We start from the raw sequence: 23,701 nt of genomic DNA, 5'->3' as shown, positions 1-23,701 counted from the left end.
GGTTCCTGCATCCACAACGGGGACACACTGCAAGTAGATCACGGTGCCGGGGGCCGCAGAACAAGCTGCGGCGCTTGCTGGCCACCTGGCTGCAGACAATCCATGCCCCAGGCCAGATGCCCCACCGCAGCTATGCGACAGCCGCATAGCTGCCCACGCCGCACGCAGCGACCGCAGCGCTGCTTGCGCGAGACCGTCCAACGATCTCAGTTGCGCGATGGGAAGATGCCTTCCATGCAAATGATGTAGTTGAGGCCCAGATACGGCTGCATGTTGGACACCATGGCTGTGGTCGTCACGGGGGCGGCCAACGGCTGGCCGCCGGTATTGGCGCCCACCGTCACCGCACCTGTACCACCAATGGCGGTGCTGACGCCGCCCAGGTTGACAGGACCCGTTGCGGTCGGTGAGTAGATGGACGCGCTGCTCGGGCCACTCGGCGATGCGCTGAGGAAAGAGCCATTGGCGGGAGTCGTGCTGGTGCCCGTGGTGCCCGTGGACGCCTGCAAATGCGTTGTGCCCGTGAGCCCTGCGGGGTCGAAGGTGGCCGGGTGCGTGTGCGGTGGCAGATTCGAGGCATTGAGTGTCACCGTCACCGAGCCCGTGCCAATCACAGTGTTGTTGTTGGTACCCGCCTTCTCGCCTTGTGCAATGGGGGTCAATCCTGGTCCAGGGGCTTGTGATCCGACGGGGACCCTGCCTCGCAAATCCGGCAGGCCGAAGGTGTTCACGCCATCCCCCCCGTACGTGGTTCCCAGCAAGGCGAACATGGCTGAGTTTTGCTGAATAGGAACCGTCTGTCCGTTGCAGAACGCCCAGCCGCGCGGCGCGTAGTTGAAACCGACCGGCATGATCATCCCCATAAATGCGTCCATGAGTTCTCCTCCATTAGTGAGTGATAGGCTCAGGAATACTATGACGGCAACACGGGAGCGGTCAACGAAAATGCTGCAAGAGGCATTTCACACACGCGAACGCACTCCCCGGCCCGTCACCCCATCGGAGGGACTTTGAACAGGCCCTGAGCGTGCGCGGCGCTCTATCGGCTGCTCGGAAAGCTGAACACCGCGCCCTCGCGCACACCGGCGCTGGGCCAGCGCTGGGTGATGGTCTTGCGCTTGGTGTAGAAGCGCACGGCGTCGGGGCCGTAGGCGTGCAGGTCGCCAAACAACGAACGCTTCCAGCCGCCGAACGAGTGGTAAGCCACCGGCACGGGCAGGGGCACGTTCACGCCCACCATGCCCACCTGGATGTGGTCGGTGAAGTAGCGGGCGGCCTCGCCGTCGCGCGTGAAGATGCAGGTGCCGTTGCCGTATTCGTGGTCGTTGATGAGCTGCATGGCTTCCTGCAGCGTATTCACGCGCACCACACCGAGCACGGGGCCGAAGATCTCTTCCTGGTAGATCTTCATGCCGGGCTTGACGTTGTCGAACAGGCACGCGCCCAGGAAGTAGCCTTCCTCATGGCCCGCAACCTTCACGCCGCGGCCATCGACCACCAGCGTGGCACCCTCTGCCACACCCTGGTCGACATAGCCCTTCACCTTCTCGAAGTGCGGCTTGGTCACCAGCGGGCCCATGTCGTTGCTGTTGTCGGTGCCGGGGCCGACCTTCATCTTGGCGATCTCGGTCTTCAGGCCCGCGATCACGGCGTCACCCACGGCGTCGCCCACGGCCACCAGCAGCGGGATGGCCATGCAGCGCTCGCCGCACGATCCGTAGGCCGCGCCCATCAGGGCGCTCACGGCGTTGTCCACATCCGCGTCGGGCATGAGCACGGCGTGGTTCTTGGCGCCGCCCAGGGCCTGCACGCGCTTGCCGTGTTTGCAGCCTTCGCTGTAGATGTATTCGGCAATCGGCGTGGAGCCGACAAAGCTCACGGCCTTCACGCGCGGGTCCTGCAGCAGCGTATCGACGGCCAGCTTGTCGCCGTTGACCACGTTCAGCACGCCGGGCGGCAGGCCCGCTTCCAGCGCCAGCTGGGCGATGAACAGCGTGGAGGATGGATCGCGCTCGGAGGGCTTGAGCACAAAGGTGTTGCCACACGCCACGGCCATGGGCCACATCCACAGCGGCACCATGGCCGGGAAGTTGAAGGGTGTGATGCCTGCGGTGACGCCCAGCGCCTGGAACTCACTCCACGAGTCGATGCTGGGGCCCACGTTGCGGCTGTGCTCGCCCTTGAGCAGCTCGGGCGCGTAGCTGGCGTATTCCACATTTTCGATGCCGCGCTGCAGCTCGCCATGTGCATCGGCCAGCACCTTGCCGTGTTCGGCGGTGATCAGGGCGGCGATCTTGTCGGCGTTTTCTTCGAGCAGGACTTTCAGCTTGCTCATCACACGGGCGCGTTTCAGGGGCGGCGTGTTGCGCCAGGCCGGGAAGGCGGCTTCGGCCGAAGCAATGGCGGCCTCCACAGTAGCCTTGCTGGCCAGCGCCACGCTGGTGGTCGACTGGCCCGTGGCGGGGTTGAACACCGGCTGCGTGCGCGCCGTGTCCGCAACGATCTTGCCGTCGATCAGGTGGCCGACGGTGGTGGTGACGTTCTTGTCGTGGTTCATGGCAAAAATATGGGTAAAAAGTGCTGCTAGCGCTTATCTAGAAAGCGCTAGCAGCTATTGAATCAGGAGTATTCCCGCTGGCGGATGAAACGGCGCGCGCCAGGCCAGCGGCCGCCGTGCAAGGGCCGGGGGTGTGTCATCACGCCGTTTCAGCCAGGGCATCGCCCAGTGCGTTGATCAGGCGGTCGATTTCGGCCTTCTCGCTGATGAAGGGCGGCGCCAGCTGGATGGTGTCGCCACCGTAGCGCACATAAAAGCCCTTCTTCCAGCAGTTCATCGCAATTTCATAGGGGCGGCGGGCCGGCTCGCCCGGCAGCGCGGCAATGGTGAAGCCAGCAGCCAGCCCAAAGTTGCGGATGTCAGCCACATGCTTGGCGCCCTTCAAGCTGTGCACGGCTTGCTCGAAGTACGGCGCCAGCGCGTTCACGCGTCCGATCATGTCTTCCTTCTGCAGGATGTCGAGCGCCGCAATGCCCGCCGCGCAGGCCACAGGGTGGGCCGAGTACGTGTAGCCGTGCGCGAACTCCAGCATGTATTCCGGGCCGCCCGCCGCCATGAAGGTGTCGTAGATTTCCTTGGTGGCCACCACGCCGCCCAGCGGTTGCGCGCCATTGGTCACCTGCTTGGCAAAGTTCAGGATGTCGGGCGTCACGCCGAAGGCTTCGGCCCCGGTCCAGGCGCCGCTGCGGCCAAAGCCGCTGATCACTTCGTCAAAAATCAGCAGGATGTTGTTCTGCGTGCAGATCTCGCGCAGGCGCTGCAGGTAGCCCACGGGCGGGATCACCACACCGGCCGAGCCCGAGAAAGGTTCCACGATCACGGCGGCAATGTTCGATGCGTCGTGCAGCGCAATCACGTCCAGCAGGCGGTCGGCCAGCTCTTTGCCGGTAGGCGGCATGCCTTTGTGGAACGAGCCAGCGGGCGGTTGGGTGTGGGGCAGGTGGTCGGCTTCAATGCCCTGGCCGAACATCTTGCGGTTGGCAACAATGCCGCCCACCGAGATGCCACCGAAGTTCACGCCGTGGTAGCCCTTTTCGCGGCCGATCAGGCGGGTTTTGCTCGCCTGGCCCTTGTTGCGCCAGTAAGCGCGCGCCATCTTCAGCGAGGTGTCGGCCGACTCGGAGCCCGAGCCGGTGAAGAACACATAGTCCAGGCCCGCAGGCGTCAGTTCCTTGACCCGGTTGGCCAACTCGAACGACAGCGGGTGGCCGAACTGGAAGGCGGGCGCGTAGTCCAGCTTCATCGCCTGCTTGCCAATGGCCTCGGCGATCTCGCGGCGGCCATGGCCCAGGCCCGCACACCACAGGCCCGAGAGGCCATCAAAAATCTTGCGGCCGTCCGCGTCGGTGTAGTAGGCGCCGCTGCCCTCCACGATCATGCGCGGGTTGGCCTTGAACTGGCGATTGGCCGTGTAGGGCATCCAGTGCGCGTCCAGCCATTCGGCGTCCATGCGGGGGCCTTCGGCACCAGCGGCGGGTTTTTCGATGTTGACGAAGCTCATGGGGTTCTCCAGTGCAAAGGCGGCGACAAAAGGCGGGCAACCCCAGCGGTCTGGGGCTTGACGTAGGGCATTGTTGCGCTGCCTGTTAATCTCTCCAATACTCCAATATCAATGTTTACTTGACGGTTTATGCAAGTAAAAACACCTCCACCCCACCCTTCCCCCAAACGCCGCGCCGTACTGGGCCAGCTCAGCGACATGGACCTGCGCCTCTTGCAGGTCTTCAAGAGCGTGGTCGAGTGCGGCGGCATGTCGGCCGCAGAGCTGGAGCTGAACATTGGCACCAGCACCGTCAGCCGCCACATGAAGGATCTGGAGACCCGCCTGGGCCTCACCTTGTGCCGCCGGGGCCGGGCCGGTTTTGCCCTCACGGCCGAGGGGCAGCGCGTGTACGACGAGACCCTGCGCCTGCTGTCGGCCGTGGACGCCTTTCGCAGCAGCATCGACGACATCCACCGCCGCATGGGCGGGCGGCTGGAGGTGGCGGTGTTCGACAAGACGGCCAGCAACCCGGCGGCGCACATTGGCGATGCGATTGCGCTCTTTGCCAGCCAAGCGCCCGAAGTCAGCCTGCAGATGCACGTGGCGTCCATCCCGGCCATCGAGCGCGGGCTGATCGACGGCAGCTTCCACGTGGGCATCATCCCGGCGCACCGCACGTCGCAAAGCCTGGTCTATGCCGACCTGTTCGCCGAAACCATGCTGCTGTACTGCGGCGCGCGCCACCCGCTGTATGGCACCGACCATGCTGCGCTCACCTGGGAATCCCTGCGCGCCTACCAGTTTGCGGGCCTGGGCTACCACTCGCCCAACATGGAGCTGAGCCACAGCACCCGCCTGCCGCGCAAGGCCACCGGGTTCGACCAGGAGTCGATTGCCACGCTGATCCTCTCAGGCCGCTACCTGGGTTTTCTGCCCGACCACTACGCCGAAGGCTTCGAGCGCCAGGGGCTCATGCAGACCGTTCTGCCCGCGCAGTTCCACTACCGCTGCCAGTTTGTGAGCGTGCTGCGCAAGTCGCCGCAACCGCCGAGGGCGGCGCAGGCGTTTGCACAATGCCTACTGGAGGCCCATGGTTGATGACTTGCCCGCAGCGCGGCGCAGGCAGACAATGCCAACTCTTTGGCGCTTTTGAGCGGGGCACACCATGGCAACCATTTCTTCGATTGGCAGTTCCGGCCTGCAGGCCGCGCAGTTGCGGCTGGATGCCTCGGCCAACAACGTGGCCAACATGAACACCCCCAACTACCGCCGCCAGGTGGTGGCGCAGGAAGAGGCCGCCGACAGCGCTGGCGTGCGCGCCACCGTGCAGCGCCAGCAAGAGGCCGAGGGCGTGGCGCTGGAGAAGGAGGCGGTCGAGCAGATGTCGGCCACCTACGCCTTCAAAGCCAATCTGCAGACCATCAAGGCACAAGACGAAATGATGGGTTCGCTGCTGGACGTAAAGGCCTGAGTCGTTTCTCCCGCGCTCCCCACAATGCCCCGCCAGCCGGGGCATTGTTGTTTTCAGCGCCAGCGCCAGCGCCAGCGCCAGCGCTGGAGTGGCCTCGGGCGACCTCAGCTGGCTACAACCAGCCCGGCCAGCCGGTGAACGAGCCAGCGTTGAAAGGCCAAGCCGGTAGCGGTGCGGCTGCGCAAGGGAATGCTGTACATGGGGGCTCCTTCGTACGGGTGGTTCAGACGTTGGTTCAAACGGCCTGCAAGGCGGCTGGGCTGGGTGCCTGTGTGGTGTCGTCAGCGCCGCGCCGCGCAGCCCGGTCCCACGCCTTTTCATGGAAGAAGAACGCGACCGCCTGCACCGTGGGCTCCAGCAGGCTCAGCGTGAGCGAGGCCCACAGGTTGCCCGTGACGGCATAGGCCACCAGGGCGGCCACGCAGATGTGGATCACGTAGTAGCTGCCAGTTTTCATCAGCATGGTTTTGTTCTGGCGGGCAGCGCGGCGGATGTGGGACATGGCGGACTCCTTTTCACTTCTTCATCAGGGCCTGCGGTGGTGTGCAGGGATGTTGAAATGGTAGTAATTCTCAATAGCGTTGGCTAATTGATCATCACTAAGCCGGAGATAGCCACTATCAAGCGGCCATGCATCCCGGTCGGGCGGCGCCATGCCAACCAAACTGATTCAGCGCGTGAACCAGTTCACCGATGGGGCTCAAAAAAAGCCGCTCCGCGCCATGCCCCCGTTGCTATGATGGCCGCTCTTTTCAACCCCCCTTTTGCTTTGGGAGCACACATGGCCCTCATGGACTTCATCAAGAAACAGTTCATTGACATCATTCAATGGACCGAAGAGGGGGACGGCACGCTGGCCTGGCGCTTCCCCATGGCGGGCATGGAAATCCAGAACGGCGGCACGCTGGTGGTGCGCGAGTCGCAAATGGCCATCTTCGTGAACGAAGGCCAGGTAGCCGACGTGTTTGGTCCCGGCACCTACAAGCTCACCACGCAGACGCTGCCGGTGCTCACGTACCTGAAGAACTGGGACAAGCTCTTTGAGTCCCCCTTCAAGAGCGATGTGTACTTCTTCAGCACACGCCAGCAGATCGACCAGAAGTGGGGCACGCCCCAGCCCATCACGATCCGCGACAAGGACTTTGGCGCCGTGCGCCTGCGCGCGTTCGGCAACTACGCCTTCCGCATTGCCGACCCCAAGGCTTTCCACACCGAAATCTCGGGCACGCGCGAGTCGTATCCCGTGGCCGACCTGGAAGGCCAGCTGCGCGGCCTGGTGCTGCAGAACATCAGCAACGCCATTGCGGGCAGCGGCCTGCCGTTCCTCGACCTGGCGGCCAACCAGGTGATGTTTGCGGAGGCGATGGTCAAGGAACTGGCGCCCATCTTTGCCAAGCTGGGCATCTTGATCGAATCTCTCACGGTGCAGAACGTCTCGCTGCCCGAAGAGCTGCAAAAGATCCTCGACCAGAAGATCGGTATGGGCATGGTGGGCAACGACATGGCCAAATTCATGCAGTACCAGACGGCGCAGGCCATCCCCAAGTTCGCCGAAGCCAGTGGCGGTGGTGGCGGCATTGCGGGCGATGCGATGGGCCTCGGCGCGGGCGTGGCGCTGGGCCAGGTGCTGGCGCAAAACCTGCAGCAGGGCCTGCAGACCCCGGTGGCTCCCGCTGCTGCTGCGGCAGCGCAGGCCGCTGCGACCCCGGTGGGTGTCAAGCCCGAAGAGGTCATGGCAACGCTGGAAAAGCTGGGCGAACTCAAGTCGAAGGGCATCCTCACGCAGGAAGAGTTCGACGCCAAGAAGGCTGAGCTGCTCAAGAAGCTGGTCTGAACCCGGTTGCTATCATAAATATAGCTGTTTGCGCTGGAGGGATAAGCGCTAGAGGCCAAAAAGGCCTCAAAGCCGTGTAGCGCGGCGCAGGCAGCAGCCCCACGATGGCCACCGACCCCACACAGCGTTACTACCGCGCGCCCTGCCCGGGCTGCGGCGCGCCGGTTGAATTCCGCAGCGCGCAGTCCACGCACGCCGTCTGCGGCTACTGCCAGAGCACCGTTGTGCGCAGCGGCGACGTGCTCACGCGCCTGGGCAAGATGGCCGAGCTGTTCGACGACCACAGCCCCCTGCAGCTCATGGCCAGCGGGCGCATCCAGCTCGACGGCAAGGATGTGCCCTTCACCCTGGTGGGTCGCCTGCAATACAAAGGCGATGCAGGGGTCTGGACCGAATGGGCCGCCTTCCTGAACGACGGCACCCTGGCCACGCTGGGCGAGGACAACGGTGCCTATGTCTTCACGCGCCCCATCGACCCCGGCCGCGAAATGCCTGCGCCCGAGCGCTTTCGCATCGGCACCACCACCGCCATCAACGGCAAGCCCTACAGCGTGGCCTACACCGGCCAGGCATCGCTGATCTCTGCCCAGGGCGAGCTGCCCAAGCTGCCGCCGCTGGGCCAGCCCTTTGGCATGGTCGAGCTGCGCAGCGCCGACGGTGAAGTGGTCAGCATCGACTACGGCCACACCCCGCCCAACGTGGAGCGCGGCAAGTCGGTACTGCTGGAAGACCTGCAGCTCCAGGGCCTCAAGGACGAATCCGCCAAGGACGAAAAAGGCCGCCAGTTCAACTGCCCGCACTGCGGCGCGCCCGTGCAGGTGAAGCTGGCGGGCACCAAAAGCATCACCTGCGGTTCCTGCGCCAGCATCATCAGCCTCGATAGCGGCGTGGGCGGCGAACTGCGCTCGGCCGAGCAGGACGAGCCCGTGCAGCCCCTCATTCCGCTGGGCAGCAAGGGCCAGCTGCAGGGTGTGCACTGGCAGGTGGTGGGTTTTCAGCACCGCATGGGCGTGGAGCCGGGCGACGACGAGCACTTTGGCTGGAGCGAATACCTGCTCTACAACCAGAAGCGCGGGTTTGCCTTCCTGGTCGATTCCGAAGAAGGCTGGAGCATGGTGCGCCCCACCACCGGCGCGCCGCAGCTCTCCTCCAACGGTCGCACCGCCACCTACATGGGCACCAAATACGAGCTCAAGTACACCTACGAGGCTGAAACCACCTACGTGCTGGGCGAGTTCTACTGGCAGGTCACGCGGGGCCAGAAAACCAGCAACCGCGACTTTGCGAGCGCCAAGGGCCTGCTGTCGCTGGAGCAGACGCCGAACGAAGTCACCTGGTCCGCCGGTGACAAGCTGGCCAGCGACACCGTGGCCAAGGCCTTCAAGCTCGAAGACAAGGCCGATGTACTGCAGCGCGACGACCCCGGCCCCTTCACCGCCAAGTCGGGCCTGGGCTGCGGCACCATCATCCTGATTGCGATCATCATCATCATCCTGCTGATCATCCTGAGCAATTGTTCGGGGTCATCGGGCAGCGGCTACCGCAGCTCGGGCGGCTCGTTCGGCGGATACTCGTCCGGCGGAAGCCACAAGTAGGCGGGCGCTCCAAGGCGCCTGCCTGCAGACAGATCCATGAGCCCCGTCTTCACCACCCCACCACCACCTACACACCACCGTTTCAAGGAGTTCACACCATGATGGGAATCGAATGGCTCCGGCCCGCAGCCTTCCTCGGGTCCATGCTGTACGCGCTGATTGGCGTGGTCATTTTCTGGCTGTGTTTTGTCATCGTGGACAAGATCACGCCCTACGACCTGTGGCGCGAGATCGTCGAGAAACAAAACAAGGCCCTGGCCATGGTGGTGGCGGCGATGTGCCTGGGGATCAGCATCATCGTGGCGGCGGCCATTCACTGACGCACCTTGCCTGAAACGGCGCGCGCCCTTGCGGCGCGCCGGTACCTGCCTTGCAATCCGACCTGACTTCTCCTGCCTCGCCGTCCGAGGCCCCGGGCGCCACCGCCGGCCCCCGCCCCATCGAAATCGCCCTGCTCATCAGCGTGTTTGTGGTGGCCGCCTGCGGCCTGCTGTACGAGCTGGCGGCGGGCGCGCTGGCGTCGTATGTGCTGGGCGACTCGGTGCTGCAGTTTTCCACCATCATCGGCACCTACCTGTTTGCCATGGGCGTGGGCTCGTGGCTGTCGCGGTACTTCGAGCGGCAACTGCCCGCGCACTTCTTGCGCATCGAATTGCTGGTGGCGCTGATTGGCGGAGCCTTGCCAGCCACGCTGTTCCTGGCCAATGCGTACACGCCCGGCGCTTTCCGGTTTCTGCTGTACGGCATGGTGTTGATGGTGGGCACGCTGGTGGGGCTGGAGATTCCCCTGGTGATGCGCATCTTGAAGCGCAACGTGGCGCTCAAGGACCTGGTCTCGCAGGTGCTCACGTTTGACTACCTGGGCGCGCTGGCGGTGTCGATGGCGTTTCCGCTGCTCCTGGTGCCGCACCTGGGGCTCATCCGCACGGGGCTGCTGTTTGGCGTGATGAATGCGGCCGTGGCATTGTGGGCGGTGTGGCTGTTCCGGCACGAATTGCGGCGCCTGAAGGCGCACCTGGCGGCCTGCGTGATGGTGCTGGGCATCTTGCTGGCCGCGCTGGCGGGGGCCGAGCAGATCACCAGTGTGGCCGAAGACAAGTTCTACCAGGACCGCATCGTCTTCAGCACTGCGTCGCCCTACCAGCGCATCGTGGTCACACAGGGCCGCCTGGGGCACCGGCTGTACCTCAACGGCAACCTGCAGTTTGCGCAGGCCGACGAATACCGTTACCACGAGGCGCTGGTGCATCCAGCGATGGCGGCCCACGGTGCACCGAAGAAGGTGGCGGTGCTGGGCGGCGGCGACGGCATGGCCGTGCGCGAGATCCTCAAGTACCCCTCGGTCGAGTCCGTGACGCTGGTGGAGCTGGACCCAGCCATGACGAAGATCTTCAGCGAGAACCCGCGCCTTGCGCAGCTCAACGGCCACGCGCTGCAGAACCCCAAGGTGAAGATCGTCAACACCGATGCATTTGGCTGGCTGCAGGATGGGTCGGACACCTTTGATGTCATCGTGGTGGACTTTCCCGACCCTACCAATTTCTCCATCGGCAAGCTCTACACCAACAGCTTTTACGCGCTGCTGGACAAGCGCTTGGCCGCCAGCGGCTACGCGGTGGTGCAGACCACCTCCCCGCTGGTCGCGCGCAAAAGCTACTGGACGGTGGCGCAGACCATCGAATCCAGCGGCCTGCAGACGGCGCCCTACCACGCGCATGTACCCAGCTTTGGCGAATGGGGTTTCATCATCGCCAGCCGCAGGCCCTGGCGCCTGCCGGAGGCACTGCCAGCCGATTTGCGGTTCTTGGGTGCCGACACGCTGCCGCTGTTGTTCGACTTTCCGCTCGACATGGCGCGCGTGCCTGCCGAGGTGAACCGGCTGTCGAACCAGGCGCTGGTGCACACGTACGAACGCGAATGGGGAAAGCACTAGATGGGACACCCCCCTGAGCCGCTTCGCGTCTTCCCCCCAGGGGGACGCACCCGGTGGCCTGGCAGAGCCAGTTCCACGGGTGCGCTGGCATCGGAGCGTGCCGGTTGCGAGCGCTGCGCCCTTCAACGCTGAATCAGAATCAGCCTCCCATGCAACGCCGCCACTTCCTTGCCACCGCTGCAGCCTCGGCCGCCACGGGCATGCTGCTGCCGGGTTGCGACCGTGCACCACGCGCGCTGGAAGGCGGCTTCACCGGCATCGACATGGCGCGGGGCCACCAGCTGCGCGACCTGCTCAAGACCGGCACCTTGCCCGCCCCCAGCGTAGTCCGCCGTGCCCAGGTCATCATCGCGGGCGGTGGCGTGGCGGGGCTCGCTGCGGCGCGGTCGCTGCGGCTGGCGGGGGTGGAGGACTTTGCGCTGCTGGAGCTGGAAGACACCGCAGGCGGCAACAGCCGGGGCGGGGCTGTGAGCGGCATTGCCTGCCCGCTGGGCGCGCACTACCTGCCGGTGCCCGGTGATGATGCGCGCGAGGTGCAGGATCTGCTGGAAGAGCTAGGCCTGCGCCGCCGCGTGGCTGGCCGCTGGCAGTACGACGAACGCCACCTGTGCCACAGCCCGCAGGAGCGCCTGTTTTTTGACGGCGAGTGGCAAGAAGGCCTGCTGCCCGTGCACGGCGTGGGCGAAGCCACGCTGGCCCAATACCGCCGCTTTGCACAGGCGGTGGAGCGAGAGGCGAAGGCCGCGCGGTTTGCCATGCCTGCGCTCAAGCTGTTGGGGCCAAAAAAGCCTCTAGCGCCCGCCCATCAAGCGCTGGATGCCATGACTTTCAGTGTTTGGCTGGCGCAAGAGGGCCTGGATGACGAGCACCTGCTCTGGTACCTGAACTACTGCTGCCGCGACGACTACGGCGCGGGCGTCGCGCGCGTGTCGGCCTGGGCGGGCATCCACTACTTTGCCAGCCGCCACGGCTTTCACGCGCCCGGCGAGTTGGTGGATGAGGCGCGCGAAAGCGTGCTCACCTGGCCCGAAGGCAATGGCTGGATCACCCAGCGCCTGGCCGAACCGCTTGCCAACACTGTGAATGGGGGCGGCCAGCTGCGCACCGCCACCAGTGTGCTGCGCATCACCGAAACCCGCCACGGCGTGGAGGTGGACGCCTTCAACCATGCCACTGACAGCGTGGAGCGGTGGCAGGCGCCGCGCTGCGTCGTGGCGCTGCCCGTGTTCGTGGCGGCGCGGGTGGTGCACAACCCGCCCGCTTTTTTGACCGGCGCAGCGCAGCGCCTGCAGTCGGCCCCCTGGCTGGTGGCCAACATCCACATCGACAGCCCGCTCACCGACCGCCCCGGCGCTGCCCCCGCGTGGGACAACGTGCTCTATGCCGACCCCACCGCGGGCGGCCTGGGGTACGTGAACGCCGGGCACCAGCGGCTGGACACGGGCGCCGCGCTGGCCGGGCCCACCGTGCTCACCTACTACCAGGCGCTGGGCGATGTGCAGGGCGGCCGCCAGCAGCTGGCCACCCAGCCCTGGCAACCGTGGGCCGAGGCCGCGCTGGCCACCCTGGCCGTGCCCCACCCCGACCTGCGCCAGCGCGCCACACGCGTGGACATCACCCGCTACGGCCACGCCATGGCCATCCCGGTGCCGGGTACACAGCAGTTTTTGAGCCAAATTGGCCTCCAGCGCTTATCAGGTAAGCGCAAGCAGCTATCAAATGGTGAGCAATCGCCCTGGATTCCCACCCCCACCACGGCGCGGCTCGCGTTTGCGCACAGCGACTGGTCGGGCTATTCGGTGTTTGAAGAGGCCTTCACGCGCGGGCACGGTGCCGGGCTGGTGGCGGCGGGCTGAATGCCGATGGCAGTCCCCGAAGTGCACATCGACGTGGCGCGGCAGAAGCTCCACCTGATGCTGGACGGGGCCATCCTGCGCACCTACCCGGTATCCACCGCCCTGAACGGCGTGGGCGAACACAACGGCAGCGGCTGCACTCCCCGCGGTCTGCACCGCGTGCGCGCCAAGGTGGGCGCGGGCTGTGCGCCTGGCACGGTCTTTGTGGGGCGGCGCGCCACGGGCGAGTTGTATGCCCCCGAGCTGGCTGCAGCACACCCCGGCCGCGACTGGATCCTGAGCCGTATCCTCTGGCTCACCGGCTGCGAGCCTGGCCTCAACCGAGGCGGGCCGGTGGACACGCTGCGCCGCTTCATCTACCTGCACGGCTGCCCCGATGGCCTGCCCATGGGCGTACCCGCCTCGCACGGCTGCGTGCGCATGACCAACGCCGATGTGATCGACCTGTTTGACCGGGTGGCCGTGGGCACGCTGGTGTGCATCCACAGCACCCAGACCCCCAGGCTCATGGAGGGCGCAGCACCATGACGGACAAGTCCCACCCCGGTAGCCCGCCGCCTTCGCTCGACCGGCGCTTTCTCGGCTTCCTGGGGCCACTGGTGCTCACCAACATCCTGCAGGCGCTTTCCGGCACGGTGAACCACATCTATGTGGGACGGCTGCTGGGTGCGGGCTCGCTGGCAGCGGTGGCGTCGTTCATGCCGCTGTTCCTGCTGCTCAGCGCCTTCATCTTCGGGCTGGGCAATGGATCGTCCATCCTGGTCGGCCAGGCCTTTGGCGCGCGCAACCACGCACGGCTGCATGCCGTGGCGGGCACCACGCTGTGCGCCGGGGTGCTGTTGGGCCTGGTGCTGGCCGCCGTGGGGCTGTTGGCCGTGCGGCCCCTGATGCTGCTGCTGGGCACGCCGGCCGACGTGCTGCCCCAGGCGGTGGTCTATGCGCAGGGGATGATGGTGCTGTTCCCCGTGCTGTTCACCTCCATGCTCACGGCGGCGCTGCTGCGTGGCACGGGCGACACCGTCACGCCGCTGCGCGCGCTGGTGGTGTCGCTGTCGGTCACGCTGGTGTGCGCGCCGCTGTTCATCCGGGGCGTGCCCGCCCTCGGGCTGCCTGCGCTGGGCATTCTGGGCGGCGTGGCCGCGCTGCTGCTGGCCACGCTGTGCTCGCTGGGCTACACGGCCTGGCACCTGCGGCGCCGCGCGCATGTGCTGGCCCCCACGCGGGCGCTGGCCGCGCATCTGCGGCTGGACGCTGCCTTGCTGCGCACCCTGGTGCGGCTGGGCGTGCCCACGGGCCTGTTCTTCATCACCGGCTCGCTGGCCGACCTGGGCCTGCTCAGCCTGGTCAACGCGCACGGCTCGGCAGCCACGGCGGCGTGGGGGGCCGCCAGCCAGGTGATGTCGTATGTGCTGTTCCCGGCGATGGCCGTGGCCATTGCGTCGTCGGTGTTTGCGGCGCAGGCCATTGGTGCGGGCCACGGGCAGCAGCTGGCGGCCGTCACGCGCACCGGCATGCGCATGAACCTGCTCCTCACCGGCGGCCTGGCCCTGCTGATGTTTGGCGCTGCGCCCTGGGTGGTGGGCCTGTTTGTGGCCGATGCCCGCGTGATCGACATCGCCGCACGCGTGCTGCCCATCACGGTGTGGGGCGCGGTGTTTTTTGGATGGGCCAGCGTGTATTCCGGCGTGATGCGTGCTAGTGGCACGGTGCTGGCACCCACGCTCATTTCACTGGGGTGCCTGGCCTGCCTCATCGTGCCGCTGGGCTGGCTGCTGGGGCGCCAGTTTGGGCTGGTGGCCACCTGGGTGGCCTACCCCGCCACGTACCTGTGCGCCCTGGTGCTGCAGGGGCTGTACTTCCACGGGGTATGGCGGCGCCAGGCATTGCAGCGGCTGGTGTGATGCGCCAGAAATTTTCACTAAAAATGGCCCTGTCGCTTATCCATCAAGCGCAATAAGCTATGAAAATCATAGCGTTTGCGCGCAGCCCTGGCCTGCGTTTCAGCCGCGCCGCATGTCCAGCCACAGACCCGCACACAGCGCCACGCCCACCGCAAACAGCATCCAGGTCCGCGAAACCGCGTAGGGGTAGAACATGAGCGCCACGCCCCACCAGCGGGTGCGTGGCTGCTGCGCTCTTTTGCCGTGCCAGAAAGCCGCCATGCCGATCAGGCCAAACACGATGGCGCCCGCGATGTAGGCGGGGCTGGGCAGTTCCAGACCGAGGGATTGCAATGCAGAAAGGGTGTCCATAGGGAATAGGTGCTGTCCAGCGTTGTGGGTGGGGAATGGTGGGGGAGCGCAAGGCGGGTGTGACTCTCGAACCTGGCAAAAGGTCCGTGTCCATCGGCTGTATGCCAGGGCATATCCTGGTGCCTGCCTTTCATGGTGGCGTCACAAGGGCGCGGCATTGTGCGGGTTTTGGCTTTATTCCCCATGAACATGTCCCGACTTTCCTTCATCGCTGCCAGTGCAGCCCTGCTGTGTGCCGCCTCTTCTGCAGCCTTGGCCCAGCAGGCCTACCCCGCCACGCTGACCGGCCACGCGGTGCTGCCCGCCCTGACGATGATTGCCGCGCCCAAGGATGCGCCACACGACCTGCAGGTGGCGGGCAAGTTCACCACGCCCCGCCGGGTGGACGCCGTGGGCAGCGTGATGGGCCAGTCGGGCGGCCGCGACACCGGCGTGTCGCTGCCGTTCCAGGGCCAGCCCATCCAGGGCCACTCGGGCATCAAGCGCATGGCCGATGGATCGTTCTGGATCCTGACTGACAACGGTGCCGGCTCCAAGGCCAACTCGCCCGACTTCATGCTGCACCTGAGCCACTACACCGTGGACTTCAAAAGCGGCCAGTTCAATCGCCTCAAGACCATCTTCCTGCACGACCCCGACAAGAAGATCCCGTTTCGCATCACGCACGAAGGCACCGACAAGCGCTACCTGACCGGTGCCGACTTCGACCCCGAGAGCTTCCAGTTCGCCGGTGGCGCGCTGTGGATTGGCGATGAGTTCGGCCCTTTCCTCATCAAGGCCGACCTGAATGGCAAGGTGCTCGGCGTTTTCGAGACCCAGGTGGACGGCAAGACCGTGCGATCGCCCGATGCGCCCGGCGTGCTCATGCCCGGCGCGCCTGATGCCAAGCCCACTGCGTTTGTGGTCAAGCGCTCCAAGGGCTACGAAGGCATGGCCGCCAGCAAGGATGGCAGCAAGCTCTACGCCCTGCTGGAAGGCGCGCTGTGGAACGACGACGCCAAGGCGTATGAAAACGTGGGCGGCAAGCAGTACCTGCGCGTGCTGGAGTTCGACGTGAAGACCGAGCAATGGACCGGCCGCCACTGGAAGTACGTGCTGGAGGCCAACCACCACGCGATTGGCGACTTCAACATGATCGACGGCACGACCGGTTTGATCATCGAGCGCGACAACGGCGAAGGCACGGCCGACAAGGCCTGCCCCGAAGGCCAGAAGCGCACGGATTGCTTCCACGACCTGGCCAAGTTCAAGCGCGTCTACAAGGTGGAGATGAGCGACGCCAACGTGGGCGGCGAGATCCGCAAGGTGGGCTACATCGACCTCATGAACATCCAGGACCCGCAGCGCCTGGCCAAGAAGCCGCTGAACAACGGTGTGTTGACCTTCCCGTTCTTCACCATCGAGAACGTGGACATCGTGGACAGCACGCACATCGTGGTGGGCAACGACAACAACCTGCCCTTGAGCAGCAGTCGCGAGCCGAACAAGGCGGATGACAACGAGCTGGTGCTGCTGGAAGTGGGCGAACTCTTGCGCGCCAAGTAACCCGGCACCAGCGCGCGGTGGGGGCCGGGTGGCAAAATTCCCGGTTCCCGTTCCAACGTACCCGGAAGCCGCGCCACCATGTTCACAGGCATCGTCCAAGCCACGGCAGGCATTGCCGCCATTCACGACCGCGCAGGGTTGCGCACCTTCACGCTCGATTTTCCCGAAGGCTTCTGCCAGGACCTGGCGATTGGCGCCAGTGTGGCCACCGATGGCGTGTGCCTCACGGTCACCGAGATCCTGTCGCCCACGCAGGCCAACTTCGACGTGATGCTGCAGAGCCTGAACATCACCACGCTGGGCAGCTACGGCCAGGGCGACCGCGTGAACGTGGAGCGCGCGGCCAAGGACGGTGCCGAGATTGGCGGCCATCCGCTGTCGGGCCATGTGGACTTCACCGGCACACTCATCGAGCGGCGCGAGTTCGACAACAACCTGGTGTGGCGCGTGGCTGTGCCCGAGGCGTTTCGCCGCTACATCTTCGCCAAGGGCTACATCGCCATCCACGGGGCCAGCCTGACGGTGGCCGAGGTGAACCGGCAGGAGGGCTGGTTCGAGATCTGGATGATTCCCGAAACGCGCCGTGCCACGGTGTTTGAAGCCAAGAAGGTGGGCGACCGCCTGAACATCGAGATCGAGCGCAGCACCCAGGTGGTGGTGGACACCGTGCGCGAGGCCGTGCAGGAGAGCCTGGGCCGCCTGCAGCCCGTGCTGGAGGCGCTGCTGAAGGAAAAGGGCTTGTCGCTCGACGACTTTGTGCAGGCGCCCGTGCTGCCGCACTGATTGACCAAAACCAAGCTCACTCATGTCCGTGGTGGTGCGCCCGCTGGCGCTGCGCGATCTGGCCGACCTGCTGGCCGTGCAGCTGGCCTGCTATGGCGAGGGGTTTGTGGAAAGTGGCGAGGTGTTTGCCCGCCGCCTCGCCAGCCCCGCCAATTGCTCGGTGGTGCTGGAGCGCGGCGGCACGGTGTGCGCCTACCTGGCGGCCTACCGCAGCGTGCTCGGCAAGGTCACCCCGCTGCACGGCGACTTTGAGGCCGTGGCGCTACACGACACGCTGTACCTGCACGACATGGCCGTGCTCCCTGCCCATGCGGGGCAAGGCCTGGCCCACGCGTTGCTGCAGCCCCTGTGGGCGCAGGCCCGCGCAGAAGGGCTGCGGCACAGCGCGCTGGTCTCGGTGCAGGGCTCGCAGGCCTACTGGGAGCGGCAGGGCTATGCGCTGCACCCCTTGCAGGACGCCACCCAGCAGGCCCGCCTGGCCAGCTACGGCGAAGGCGCGGTGTACATGGCGCGAGCGCTGTAGGCTTGGCGTCACCGCCCCTCGTCATAATGCGCGCCATGCCCCACCGCTGGAAACCCAACGTCACCGTGGCCGCCCTCATCGAGCGCGATGGCCGCTTTCTGCTGGTCGAGGAAGAAACCACCGACGGCCTCAAGCTCAACAACCCTGCCGGCCACCTGGACCCGGGCGAATCGCCCATCCAGGCCTGCGCCCGCGAGGTGCTGGAAGAAACCGCGCACGACTTCGAGCCCACGGCGCTGATCGGCGTGTACCTCAACCGCTTCATCAAGACGCGCACGGGCGACGACATCACCTACATGCGCTTTGCGTTTGCGGGCTCGCTGGGCACGCACCACGACTGGCGCACGCTCGACACCGGCATCGTGCGCACGCTGTGGCTCACGGCCGATGAGATCCGCGCCTGCCCCGAGCGCCATCGCAGCCCCCTGCTGCTGCGCTGCCTGGAGGACTACCTGGCGGGCCAGCGGTTTCCGCTGACGCTGGTGCACACCGACATTTCGGTGACCGAACCTTCTGCGCAATAGCGCCGAGGCACCACGCAAAAAAGTTTTTTTGGACTGCATGTAACCCGCAGCGTGCGGGGGACGAATTACCAGGCAGAGAGCGCGGCACGGTGCAGCGCGATCTAACCACCTGATTACTCATCCCTTAACGCCTACGGAGTTACCCGCCATGCTGTCCACGAACACCAAGACCACTGCATCTTTCGCCCTGTCTGCCGCGCTGCTGGCACTGGCATCCACCAGCTTTGCAGCCGACGCGCCCAAGGGCTCCAAAGGCGCCGCCATCGGCGCCAACGACAAGGTGCACTGCTACAACGTGCACGACTGCAAGGGCAATAGCGACTGCTCCACGGCCGAGCACAGCTGCAAGGGCCAGAACGCATGCAAGGGCCACGGCTTCAAGGCCAAGACAGCCGCTCAGTGCCTGATGGAGAAGGGCACCATCGGCGACATCAAGGGATAAGGCAACAAGCCCCCCTGAGGCGCTGCGCGCCATCCCCCCAGGGGGACACCGCCAGCGCGGCGGGGCGGCCCTTGCGCGGCGGTGCTGGCATCAGGGCGTGCCAGTCTCGGCGATCATGCCCAGTGCCCGCACTTTGATACCTTGATTTCGCCATGGCACATGACCTCATCGCTACGCGCGGCACCGGCTTTGGCCTGGGACTGCGCACGCAGCACTACGCCGATTTCCTCGCGCGCAAGCAGCCGCTCGACTGGCTGGAAATCATCACCGACAACTACCTCATCGACGGTGGAAAACCTCTGGCGGTGATCGATGCCATCCGGCGCGACTACCCCGTGGCCATGCATGGCGTGGCCATGTCCATCGGTGCGTCGCAGGGCGTGGATGTGCCGTATCTGCAGCGCGTGAAGGCGCTGGCTGACCGTATCGAGCCGCTGTGGGTGTCCGACCACCTGTGCTGGACGGGCCCTGGCCCCGAGCAGTTGCACGACCTGTACCCGCTGCCCTACACCGACGAATCTGCACGCCATGTGATCGCACAGATCCGTCGCGCACAGGATGTGCTGGGACGCAGGCTGGTGCTGGAGAACGTGTCGAGCTATATCCGCTACCGGCATGACAGCGCCAGCGAGTGGCAGTTTCTGGCCCACATTGCGCAAGAGGCCGACTGCCTGTTGCTGGTGGATGTGAACAACATCTACGTGAGCAGCGTGAACCATGGCTTTGACCCACTGAGCTATCTGCATGCCCTGCCCGCACACCGGGTGCAGCAAATTCACCTGGCTGGGCACAGCGACAACGGCGACCACATCATCGACACGCACGACCACCCGGTGGCGCTGCCGGTGTGGGACCTGTATGCACAGGCCTGCCAGCGTTTTGGCGCCGTGGCCGCGATGATCGAGCGCGACGACCACATCCCGCCGCTGGCCGAGCTGCTGGATGAAATGGCCATCGCCCGGCGCGTTGCCGCGGAGCATGTGGCCTCGCCTGTCCCCTCTTTTGTGCCCGTCGCCATCCCCGCTATCTCCGCCATCACCCTGGACCCCATAGTGGGACCGGCAGGGTTGGCTGTGGTGCAGCGCCACTTTGCCGACCGCGTGCTGGCGAATGCGCTGCCGCCCGAAATGCCCGAAGACCTCATCACAGGTCGCCTGCCCATCTACCACCATGCCTACCGCGCCCGGCTGGCCGAGGTGCTGGCCGACACCTATGCCAAGACTTGCCTCTACATGGGGTCAGACACCTTCGAGGCCCATGCGCGCGACTACGCCGTGGCCCATCCGCCGCGCACGCGCAGCCTGAACCGCTATGGCGAAGGCCTGGTGGGCACGCTGCGCGCGGCGTACCCCGACAACCCCGAGCTGCATGAACTGGCCCAGCTCGACTGGGATCTGCGCACCCGCTTTGACAGTGCCGATGTGTCGACCTTGGAGACTGCGGCTGCTCAGGCGTCGGACACCTGGACCACCCGCCCTGGTGTACTGCACCCCAGCGCCTTGCTGCGCGCGATCACGACGAACGTTGTGGGGGTGTGGAACGCCATCCATACCGACGACGACGTGCCCGAGGCCGTGGCCCTGCCTGCACCGGCCACGCTGCTGGTCTGGCGCAAAGGCCACCAGCCGCACTTTCGCACGCTCGACGCGGCCGAGGTCGCCTGGGTGCAAGCGCTGCACGCCGGTGCCTCGGTGCACGACGCCTGCGCGGCGCTGCTGGGCAGCGGCCTGTGGCAAGGCGACCCCACCGTGCTCGGCGGCTGGCTTGCGCAGTTGCTGGATGATGGGCTGGTGCGAGCGGATGGGCCAGTTGAAGGCGATGTTCCAACGTACTGATGGCTTGCGCACATGCCCGCATGCGCACGAGGTCGGGGATATGTTTCGCCCATTCCGCACGAATGGGGAGTGGGCACTATTGATCCACGGAGATCTTGTGGGTCTTCACGATGTTCTTGTAAAAACCGATGCGCTGCTGAATCTCCTTGCGAAACTCTGCGGGCTTCACGGTATCAGGCAGCATAGCGCCGCGGTCATTCCATGCCCTTTGTGTTTGCGGATCACGCAACACGGTACGCATCGCTTCGTAGAGCTGCGCAACGATGGATTCCGGCGTTTTTGCAGGTGCGGCAAGACCTGTCCAGGAAGTCAGGTTCAGCTCCGGCAACTTCAGCTCGTCGAAGGTCGGGACATCCGGCAGCTGGGGAGCGCGGATTGGCGATGCCACCGCCAGAGCGCGCAGGCGACCGTTCTGAGCCATGCTGAGGTTGGAGGACAGGTTGTTCCAGGTCATGTGCACCTGGCCCGCCTGCAGGTCGGTCAGCGCCGGGCCAGCGCCCCTGTATGGGATGTGGGTGATGGACAGCCCCAGCTTGGCCTTGAGCAGCTCCATGCTCAGGTACGCCAGCGAGCCATTGCCCGAGGAGGCGTAGTTCAGCTTGCCCGGGTTCTCCTTCACGTATTTCACGAACTCGGCGAAGTTCTTCACGGGCAGGCCGGGGGTGATCAAGAGCACATTGGCCAGGCGATCAATCAGCGTGATGGGGGCGAAGTCATTGACCGCGTCGTAGGGCAGACTGGCCGACAGGGCGGGGTTGATCACATGCGTGGTCTGCGAGGTGACGATCAGCGTGTAGCCATCGGGCTGGGCCTTGGCCACCTGCGTGGTGCCGATGGTGCCGCCAGCGCCCCCTTTGTTTTCCACAATCACGGGCTGCCCCAGCACTCGGCCCAGCCTGTCGGCTATCGCCCGGCCGGAGTTGTCTACGGCGCCTCCGGGCGGAAACGGCACCACCAGCGTGATCGGACGTGTGGGATAGCGGTCGGGCGCCTGGGCCAGTGCCGGCAGGGCAATGGCGCTCGTCACGGCGCTGGTCGATGCGATAAAACGGCGGCGGTTCATGGGGGTGGGCATGGTGGGTCCTCTTGGTTGAAATCAGGCGTTGTCCAGGCAAACGCTGCGGATATGGGCGGCCATCTCGTGCAGCAGGTCGGTGATGTCCGCGCGCACGCGGTTAGCGTGTGGCAGCGGCTCCCGCGTCTGCTCGTTCAGGTAGATGGCCCGGTTGATCTCGATCTGCAGGCTTTCATGACCCCGCGAAGGCGCCCCGAACCGGCGCAGCAGCTCCTGGCCTGCATAGGGGTCGTTGATGGCCACGCAGTAGCCGCGGCGGCGGAAAGCTTCGGCCACGCGCTGGGTGAATGCGCTGCTGCAGCTGCGACCGTTCAGGTCGCCCAGCACCACGTCGGCCAGCGGGCCGGGCGCCACGCGGCCCAGCCGCTCGTAGGCGTTGCTGGGCATGGAGTGCAAGTTCAGGTGCCAACGCGGGCCATGCTGGGCGGCGGCCTCCAGTGCCTGTGCCAGCGCATGTTGGTATGGGCGCCAGTAGTGGGTGATGCGATGCGCAACCTCCTGGGCCGACAGGCGGCGCGCGTAGATGGGCTGGTGCGTGGGGGTGTGGCTGGGAACCAGCCCCATGCCCAGCTCCAGGGTGCGGGCGGTAGGGGCGGTATTGCCGGGCCAGGCATCGGCCAGCATGGTGGGGTCGATGTCGTGCTCATGGCGGTTTGGGTCGATGTAGCTGCGCGCAAAGGTGGCGTGCACCAGCGTGCCGCCCACACGCGGCACGGCGTCCCACAGCCAGTGCACATGGGTGTCTTCGCACTTGCGCAGATCGGCGGTGGAGACGGCATAGCCAAAGTCGGGCGGATAGTCGGTGCCGCTGTGCGGAGAGTCGCAGACCAAAGGGATGGGGGCATCGGTGGCGGGCCGGAGCACCTGGACGGGCGCGGCGGGGAGAAGGGCTTCGGGTAGCTGCATGGTTCTCGGGAATCAAGGTGGGACAGATGGGCGAAGCGTAGGGAGCCAGGTGCCTGCGGGCAAACGACAATTTGATCTGCGCTGATAACCGGATGTAATCACCACCATGCAGTTCAAGTCCCCCTCGCTGCCCGAGTTGCACGCCTTTCTTGCGGTCTGCCAGCTTGGCAGTTTTCGACAGGCGGCGGGTGTGCTGTTCGTGACCCAGGCGGCTGTCAGCCGGGCAGTGCAGCGGCTGGAGCAGCGGCTGGAATGCACGCTGCTGGACCGCTCCGGCCCCCGGGTGCTACCCACGGCGCGGGGCCGCGAGTTCCAGCAATTGGTGGAGGCCCATGTGGCAGGCCTGGAGACTGCCGTGAGCCGGTTCGGGGTGCGCGCTACAAAGCGTCGGCTGCGGGTCAGCGTAGTACCCACCCTTGCCACCCGCTGGCTGGTCCCACGGCTGGGCCAGTTCCACATGCTGCACCCGGACATCGAGATCGAGCTGCGGCCGTTCCACCACGATGAGAGCTTCACGCGCGACGACGTGGACCTGTGGGTCAATGTGAAGCGCCCCGGGCGCGCTTGGCCGCGCGGCATCCGTGCACGCTACCTGACGGGGCGGGAGATCGTGCCCGCTTGCACCCCGGCGCTGGCGGCCACGCTGCGCCAACCGCGTGATCTGCTCAAGGCAACGCTGCTGCAGCACATCAACTTTCCCGGCAATTGGGCGCTGTGGCTGCAAAAGGCCGCAGGGATAGACCTAGCCCCCGTACTGGGCCCGGGGTTTGATCTGGGCAACAACCTGATCGTTGCAGCCTGTGCGGGCATGGGGGTCACGGTGATCCAGCCCATGCTGATCGAAGCCGAACTGGCGTCGGGCCAGCTGGTGTTGCCCTTCAGCCCGGCCGTGAACACGGACCGGGGCTATTACCTGTGCAGCCGTGCAGCACTGGCCGAGAACGAAGCGGTCGCGCGGTTCACACGCTGGCTGGTGGGTGAGGCCCAGGCCAGCAGCGAACGGGCCGGCTTTTCAGCACGCGGCAGCGCGGCGCGCAAGAAGATGGCCTGACCTGCATGGGGCGGCGGGGCACCGCTTTCCCGCAGA

The 23,701-nt window shown here is 65.8% G+C and carries 23 protein-coding genes; 16 read left to right on the top strand and 7 right to left on the bottom strand.

Going from position 1 to position 23,701, the window contains the following annotated elements; all coding sequences use genetic code 11:
• Positions 1-206: 206 nt before the first annotated feature.
• The 3 genes from ACT89O_RS24265 to aptA form a co-directional block, all read right to left on the bottom strand.
• The gene (locus ACT89O_RS24265) at positions 207-875 is read right to left on the bottom strand and encodes a phage tail protein (protein ID WP_436129412.1); all 669 of its coding nucleotides are present in this window, start codon (positions 873-875) and stop codon (positions 207-209) included.
• A gap of 164 nt (positions 876-1,039) precedes the next feature.
• Positions 1,040-2,557 (bottom strand): CoA-acylating methylmalonate-semialdehyde dehydrogenase, encoded by a 1,518-nt coding sequence (locus ACT89O_RS24260; RefSeq protein WP_487261427.1) that lies wholly within the window; start codon positions 2,555-2,557, stop codon positions 1,040-1,042.
• 139 nt (positions 2,558-2,696) lie between these two features.
• Positions 2,697-4,058, bottom strand: coding sequence for an omega-aminotransferase AptA (gene aptA / locus ACT89O_RS24255; protein WP_055398024.1), 1,362 nt, complete (start codon positions 4,056-4,058; stop codon positions 2,697-2,699).
• Between the two features lie 129 nt (positions 4,059-4,187).
• Between aptA and ACT89O_RS24250 the strand changes: the two genes are divergently transcribed.
• Both ACT89O_RS24250 and ACT89O_RS24245 read left to right on the top strand, forming a co-directional pair.
• Entirely contained in the window at positions 4,188-5,138 is a 951-nt protein-coding gene (locus ACT89O_RS24250) for a LysR family transcriptional regulator (RefSeq protein WP_487261426.1), read from the top strand.
• Positions 5,139-5,205: 67 nt separating this feature from the next.
• Positions 5,206-5,511 (top strand): flagellar basal body protein, encoded by a 306-nt coding sequence (locus ACT89O_RS24245; RefSeq protein WP_055398029.1) that lies wholly within the window; start codon positions 5,206-5,208, stop codon positions 5,509-5,511.
• A gap of 235 nt (positions 5,512-5,746) precedes the next feature.
• On the opposite strand, the gene ACT89O_RS24240 is transcribed toward ACT89O_RS24245, so the two are convergent.
• A complete protein-coding gene (locus tag ACT89O_RS24240) occupies positions 5,747-6,013 on the bottom strand; it encodes a DUF2061 domain-containing protein (RefSeq protein ID WP_487261425.1) in 267 nt (88 codons plus the stop codon).
• 279 nt (positions 6,014-6,292) lie between these two features.
• On the opposite strand from ACT89O_RS24240, the gene ACT89O_RS24235 reads away from it, so the two are divergent.
• The 7 genes from ACT89O_RS24235 (at position 6,293) to ACT89O_RS24205 (ending at position 14,630) form a co-directional block, all read left to right on the top strand.
• Positions 6,293-7,345 carry an SPFH domain-containing protein gene (locus ACT89O_RS24235; RefSeq protein WP_055398033.1) on the top strand — a complete coding sequence of 351 codons (1,053 nt, stop codon included), beginning with the start codon at positions 6,293-6,295 and terminating at the stop codon, positions 7,343-7,345.
• 104 nt (positions 7,346-7,449) lie between these two features.
• On the top strand, positions 7,450-8,940 hold the full coding sequence (locus ACT89O_RS24230) for a DUF4178 domain-containing protein (RefSeq protein ID WP_055398036.1): 1,491 nt from the start codon (positions 7,450-7,452) through the stop codon (positions 8,938-8,940).
• Between the two features lie 98 nt (positions 8,941-9,038).
• On the top strand, positions 9,039-9,260 hold the full coding sequence (locus ACT89O_RS24225) for a DUF350 domain-containing protein (RefSeq protein WP_055398038.1): 222 nt from the start codon (positions 9,039-9,041) through the stop codon (positions 9,258-9,260).
• A 50-nt stretch (positions 9,261-9,310) separates the two neighbouring features.
• Positions 9,311-10,873 (top strand): polyamine aminopropyltransferase, encoded by a 1,563-nt coding sequence (locus ACT89O_RS24220; protein WP_487261424.1) that lies wholly within the window; start codon positions 9,311-9,313, stop codon positions 10,871-10,873.
• Positions 10,874-11,022: 149 nt separating this feature from the next.
• A complete protein-coding gene (locus ACT89O_RS24215) occupies positions 11,023-12,729 on the top strand; it encodes an NAD(P)-binding protein (protein WP_487261423.1) in 1,707 nt (568 codons plus the stop codon).
• Positions 12,730-12,735: 6 nt separating this feature from the next.
• Positions 12,736-13,257, top strand: coding sequence for a L,D-transpeptidase family protein (locus tag ACT89O_RS24210; RefSeq protein ID WP_487261422.1), 522 nt, complete (start codon positions 12,736-12,738; stop codon positions 13,255-13,257).
• A complete protein-coding gene (locus ACT89O_RS24205; protein ID WP_487261421.1) occupies positions 13,254-14,630 on the top strand; it encodes an MATE family efflux transporter in 1,377 nt (458 codons plus the stop codon). The genes ACT89O_RS24210 and ACT89O_RS24205 overlap by 4 nt, the downstream gene beginning before the upstream one ends.
• Positions 14,631-14,729: 99 nt before the next feature.
• Here ACT89O_RS24205 and ACT89O_RS24200 read toward each other — a convergent pair whose 3' ends face one another.
• Positions 14,730-14,981, bottom strand: coding sequence for a hypothetical protein (locus tag ACT89O_RS24200; RefSeq protein ID WP_121421666.1), 252 nt, complete (start codon positions 14,979-14,981; stop codon positions 14,730-14,732).
• 189 nt (positions 14,982-15,170) lie between these two features.
• Between ACT89O_RS24200 and ACT89O_RS24195 the strand changes: the two genes are divergently transcribed.
• The 6 genes from ACT89O_RS24195 to bufB all read left to right on the top strand — a co-directional run bounded on the left by ACT89O_RS24195 (position 15,171) and on the right by bufB (position 20,633).
• Complete coding sequence (locus ACT89O_RS24195) at positions 15,171-16,526, top strand: esterase-like activity of phytase family protein (protein ID WP_487261420.1); 1,356 nt, start codon at positions 15,171-15,173, stop codon at positions 16,524-16,526.
• 78 nt (positions 16,527-16,604) lie between these two features.
• A complete protein-coding gene (locus tag ACT89O_RS24190) occupies positions 16,605-17,309 on the top strand; it encodes a riboflavin synthase subunit alpha (RefSeq protein WP_121508127.1) in 705 nt (234 codons plus the stop codon).
• A 22-nt stretch (positions 17,310-17,331) separates the two neighbouring features.
• Positions 17,332-17,832, top strand: coding sequence for a GNAT family N-acetyltransferase (locus ACT89O_RS24185; protein WP_487261419.1), 501 nt, complete (start codon positions 17,332-17,334; stop codon positions 17,830-17,832).
• A 35-nt stretch (positions 17,833-17,867) separates the two neighbouring features.
• Positions 17,868-18,356: an NUDIX hydrolase gene (locus tag ACT89O_RS24180; RefSeq protein WP_487261418.1), complete on the top strand. Its 489-nt coding sequence runs from the start codon at positions 17,868-17,870 to the stop codon at positions 18,354-18,356.
• 148 nt (positions 18,357-18,504) lie between these two features.
• Positions 18,505-18,798 (top strand): BufA2 family periplasmic bufferin-type metallophore, encoded by a 294-nt coding sequence (bufA2, locus tag ACT89O_RS24175; protein WP_121508129.1) that lies wholly within the window; start codon positions 18,505-18,507, stop codon positions 18,796-18,798.
• A 152-nt stretch (positions 18,799-18,950) separates the two neighbouring features.
• The gene (gene bufB / locus ACT89O_RS24170; RefSeq protein ID WP_487261417.1) at positions 18,951-20,633 is read left to right on the top strand and encodes an MNIO family bufferin maturase; all 1,683 of its coding nucleotides are present in this window, start codon (positions 18,951-18,953) and stop codon (positions 20,631-20,633) included.
• Positions 20,634-20,709: 76 nt separating this feature from the next.
• Here the strand turns inward: bufB and ACT89O_RS24165 are convergent, their stop codons facing one another.
• On the bottom strand, positions 20,710-21,708 hold the full coding sequence (locus tag ACT89O_RS24165; protein ID WP_121508130.1) for a Bug family tripartite tricarboxylate transporter substrate binding protein: 999 nt from the start codon (positions 21,706-21,708) through the stop codon (positions 20,710-20,712).
• 21 nt (positions 21,709-21,729) lie between these two features.
• Positions 21,730-22,614: an N-formylglutamate amidohydrolase gene (locus ACT89O_RS24160; protein WP_487261416.1), complete on the bottom strand. Its 885-nt coding sequence runs from the start codon at positions 22,612-22,614 to the stop codon at positions 21,730-21,732.
• Between the two features lie 106 nt (positions 22,615-22,720).
• Here ACT89O_RS24160 and ACT89O_RS24155 point away from each other — a divergent pair, with 106 nt between their 5' ends.
• Positions 22,721-23,665 (top strand): LysR substrate-binding domain-containing protein, encoded by a 945-nt coding sequence (locus ACT89O_RS24155; RefSeq protein WP_487261415.1) that lies wholly within the window; start codon positions 22,721-22,723, stop codon positions 23,663-23,665.
• Positions 23,666-23,701 lie beyond the last annotated feature (36 nt).

This window comes from Acidovorax sp. NN32 (assembly GCF_057597245.1).
This window is presented reverse-complemented; position numbering and strand designations above follow the sequence as displayed.

Coding starts and splice junctions, on each gene's coding strand:
- ACT89O_RS24265 (WP_436129412.1), bottom strand. CDS start 875: ATGGACGCATTTATGGGGATGATCATGCCGGTCGGTTTCAACTACGCG.
- ACT89O_RS24260 (WP_487261427.1), bottom strand. CDS start 2,557: ATGAACCACGACAAGAACGTCACCACCACCGTCGGCCACCTGATCGAC.
- aptA (WP_055398024.1), bottom strand. CDS start 4,058: ATGAGCTTCGTCAACATCGAAAAACCCGCCGCTGGTGCCGAAGGCCCC.
- ACT89O_RS24250 (WP_487261426.1), top strand. CDS start 4,188: ATGCAAGTAAAAACACCTCCACCCCACCCTTCCCCCAAACGCCGCGCC.
- ACT89O_RS24245 (WP_055398029.1), top strand. CDS start 5,206: ATGGCAACCATTTCTTCGATTGGCAGTTCCGGCCTGCAGGCCGCGCAG.
- ACT89O_RS24240 (WP_487261425.1), bottom strand. CDS start 6,013: ATGTCCCACATCCGCCGCGCTGCCCGCCAGAACAAAACCATGCTGATG.
- ACT89O_RS24235 (WP_055398033.1), top strand. CDS start 6,293: ATGGCCCTCATGGACTTCATCAAGAAACAGTTCATTGACATCATTCAA.
- ACT89O_RS24230 (WP_055398036.1), top strand. CDS start 7,450: ATGGCCACCGACCCCACACAGCGTTACTACCGCGCGCCCTGCCCGGGC.
- ACT89O_RS24225 (WP_055398038.1), top strand. CDS start 9,039: ATGATGGGAATCGAATGGCTCCGGCCCGCAGCCTTCCTCGGGTCCATG.
- ACT89O_RS24215 (WP_487261423.1), top strand. CDS start 11,023: ATGCAACGCCGCCACTTCCTTGCCACCGCTGCAGCCTCGGCCGCCACG.
- ACT89O_RS24210 (WP_487261422.1), top strand. CDS start 12,736: ATGGCAGTCCCCGAAGTGCACATCGACGTGGCGCGGCAGAAGCTCCAC.
- ACT89O_RS24205 (WP_487261421.1), top strand. CDS start 13,254: ATGACGGACAAGTCCCACCCCGGTAGCCCGCCGCCTTCGCTCGACCGG.
- ACT89O_RS24200 (WP_121421666.1), bottom strand. CDS start 14,981: ATGGACACCCTTTCTGCATTGCAATCCCTCGGTCTGGAACTGCCCAGC.
- ACT89O_RS24195 (WP_487261420.1), top strand. CDS start 15,171: ATGTCCCGACTTTCCTTCATCGCTGCCAGTGCAGCCCTGCTGTGTGCC.
- ACT89O_RS24190 (WP_121508127.1), top strand. CDS start 16,605: ATGTTCACAGGCATCGTCCAAGCCACGGCAGGCATTGCCGCCATTCAC.
- ACT89O_RS24185 (WP_487261419.1), top strand. CDS start 17,332: ATGTCCGTGGTGGTGCGCCCGCTGGCGCTGCGCGATCTGGCCGACCTG.
- ACT89O_RS24180 (WP_487261418.1), top strand. CDS start 17,868: ATGCCCCACCGCTGGAAACCCAACGTCACCGTGGCCGCCCTCATCGAG.
- bufA2 (WP_121508129.1), top strand. CDS start 18,505: ATGCTGTCCACGAACACCAAGACCACTGCATCTTTCGCCCTGTCTGCC.
- bufB (WP_487261417.1), top strand. CDS start 18,951: ATGGCACATGACCTCATCGCTACGCGCGGCACCGGCTTTGGCCTGGGA.
- ACT89O_RS24165 (WP_121508130.1), bottom strand. CDS start 21,708: ATGCCCACCCCCATGAACCGCCGCCGTTTTATCGCATCGACCAGCGCC.
- ACT89O_RS24160 (WP_487261416.1), bottom strand. CDS start 22,614: ATGCAGCTACCCGAAGCCCTTCTCCCCGCCGCGCCCGTCCAGGTGCTC.
- ACT89O_RS24155 (WP_487261415.1), top strand. CDS start 22,721: ATGCAGTTCAAGTCCCCCTCGCTGCCCGAGTTGCACGCCTTTCTTGCG.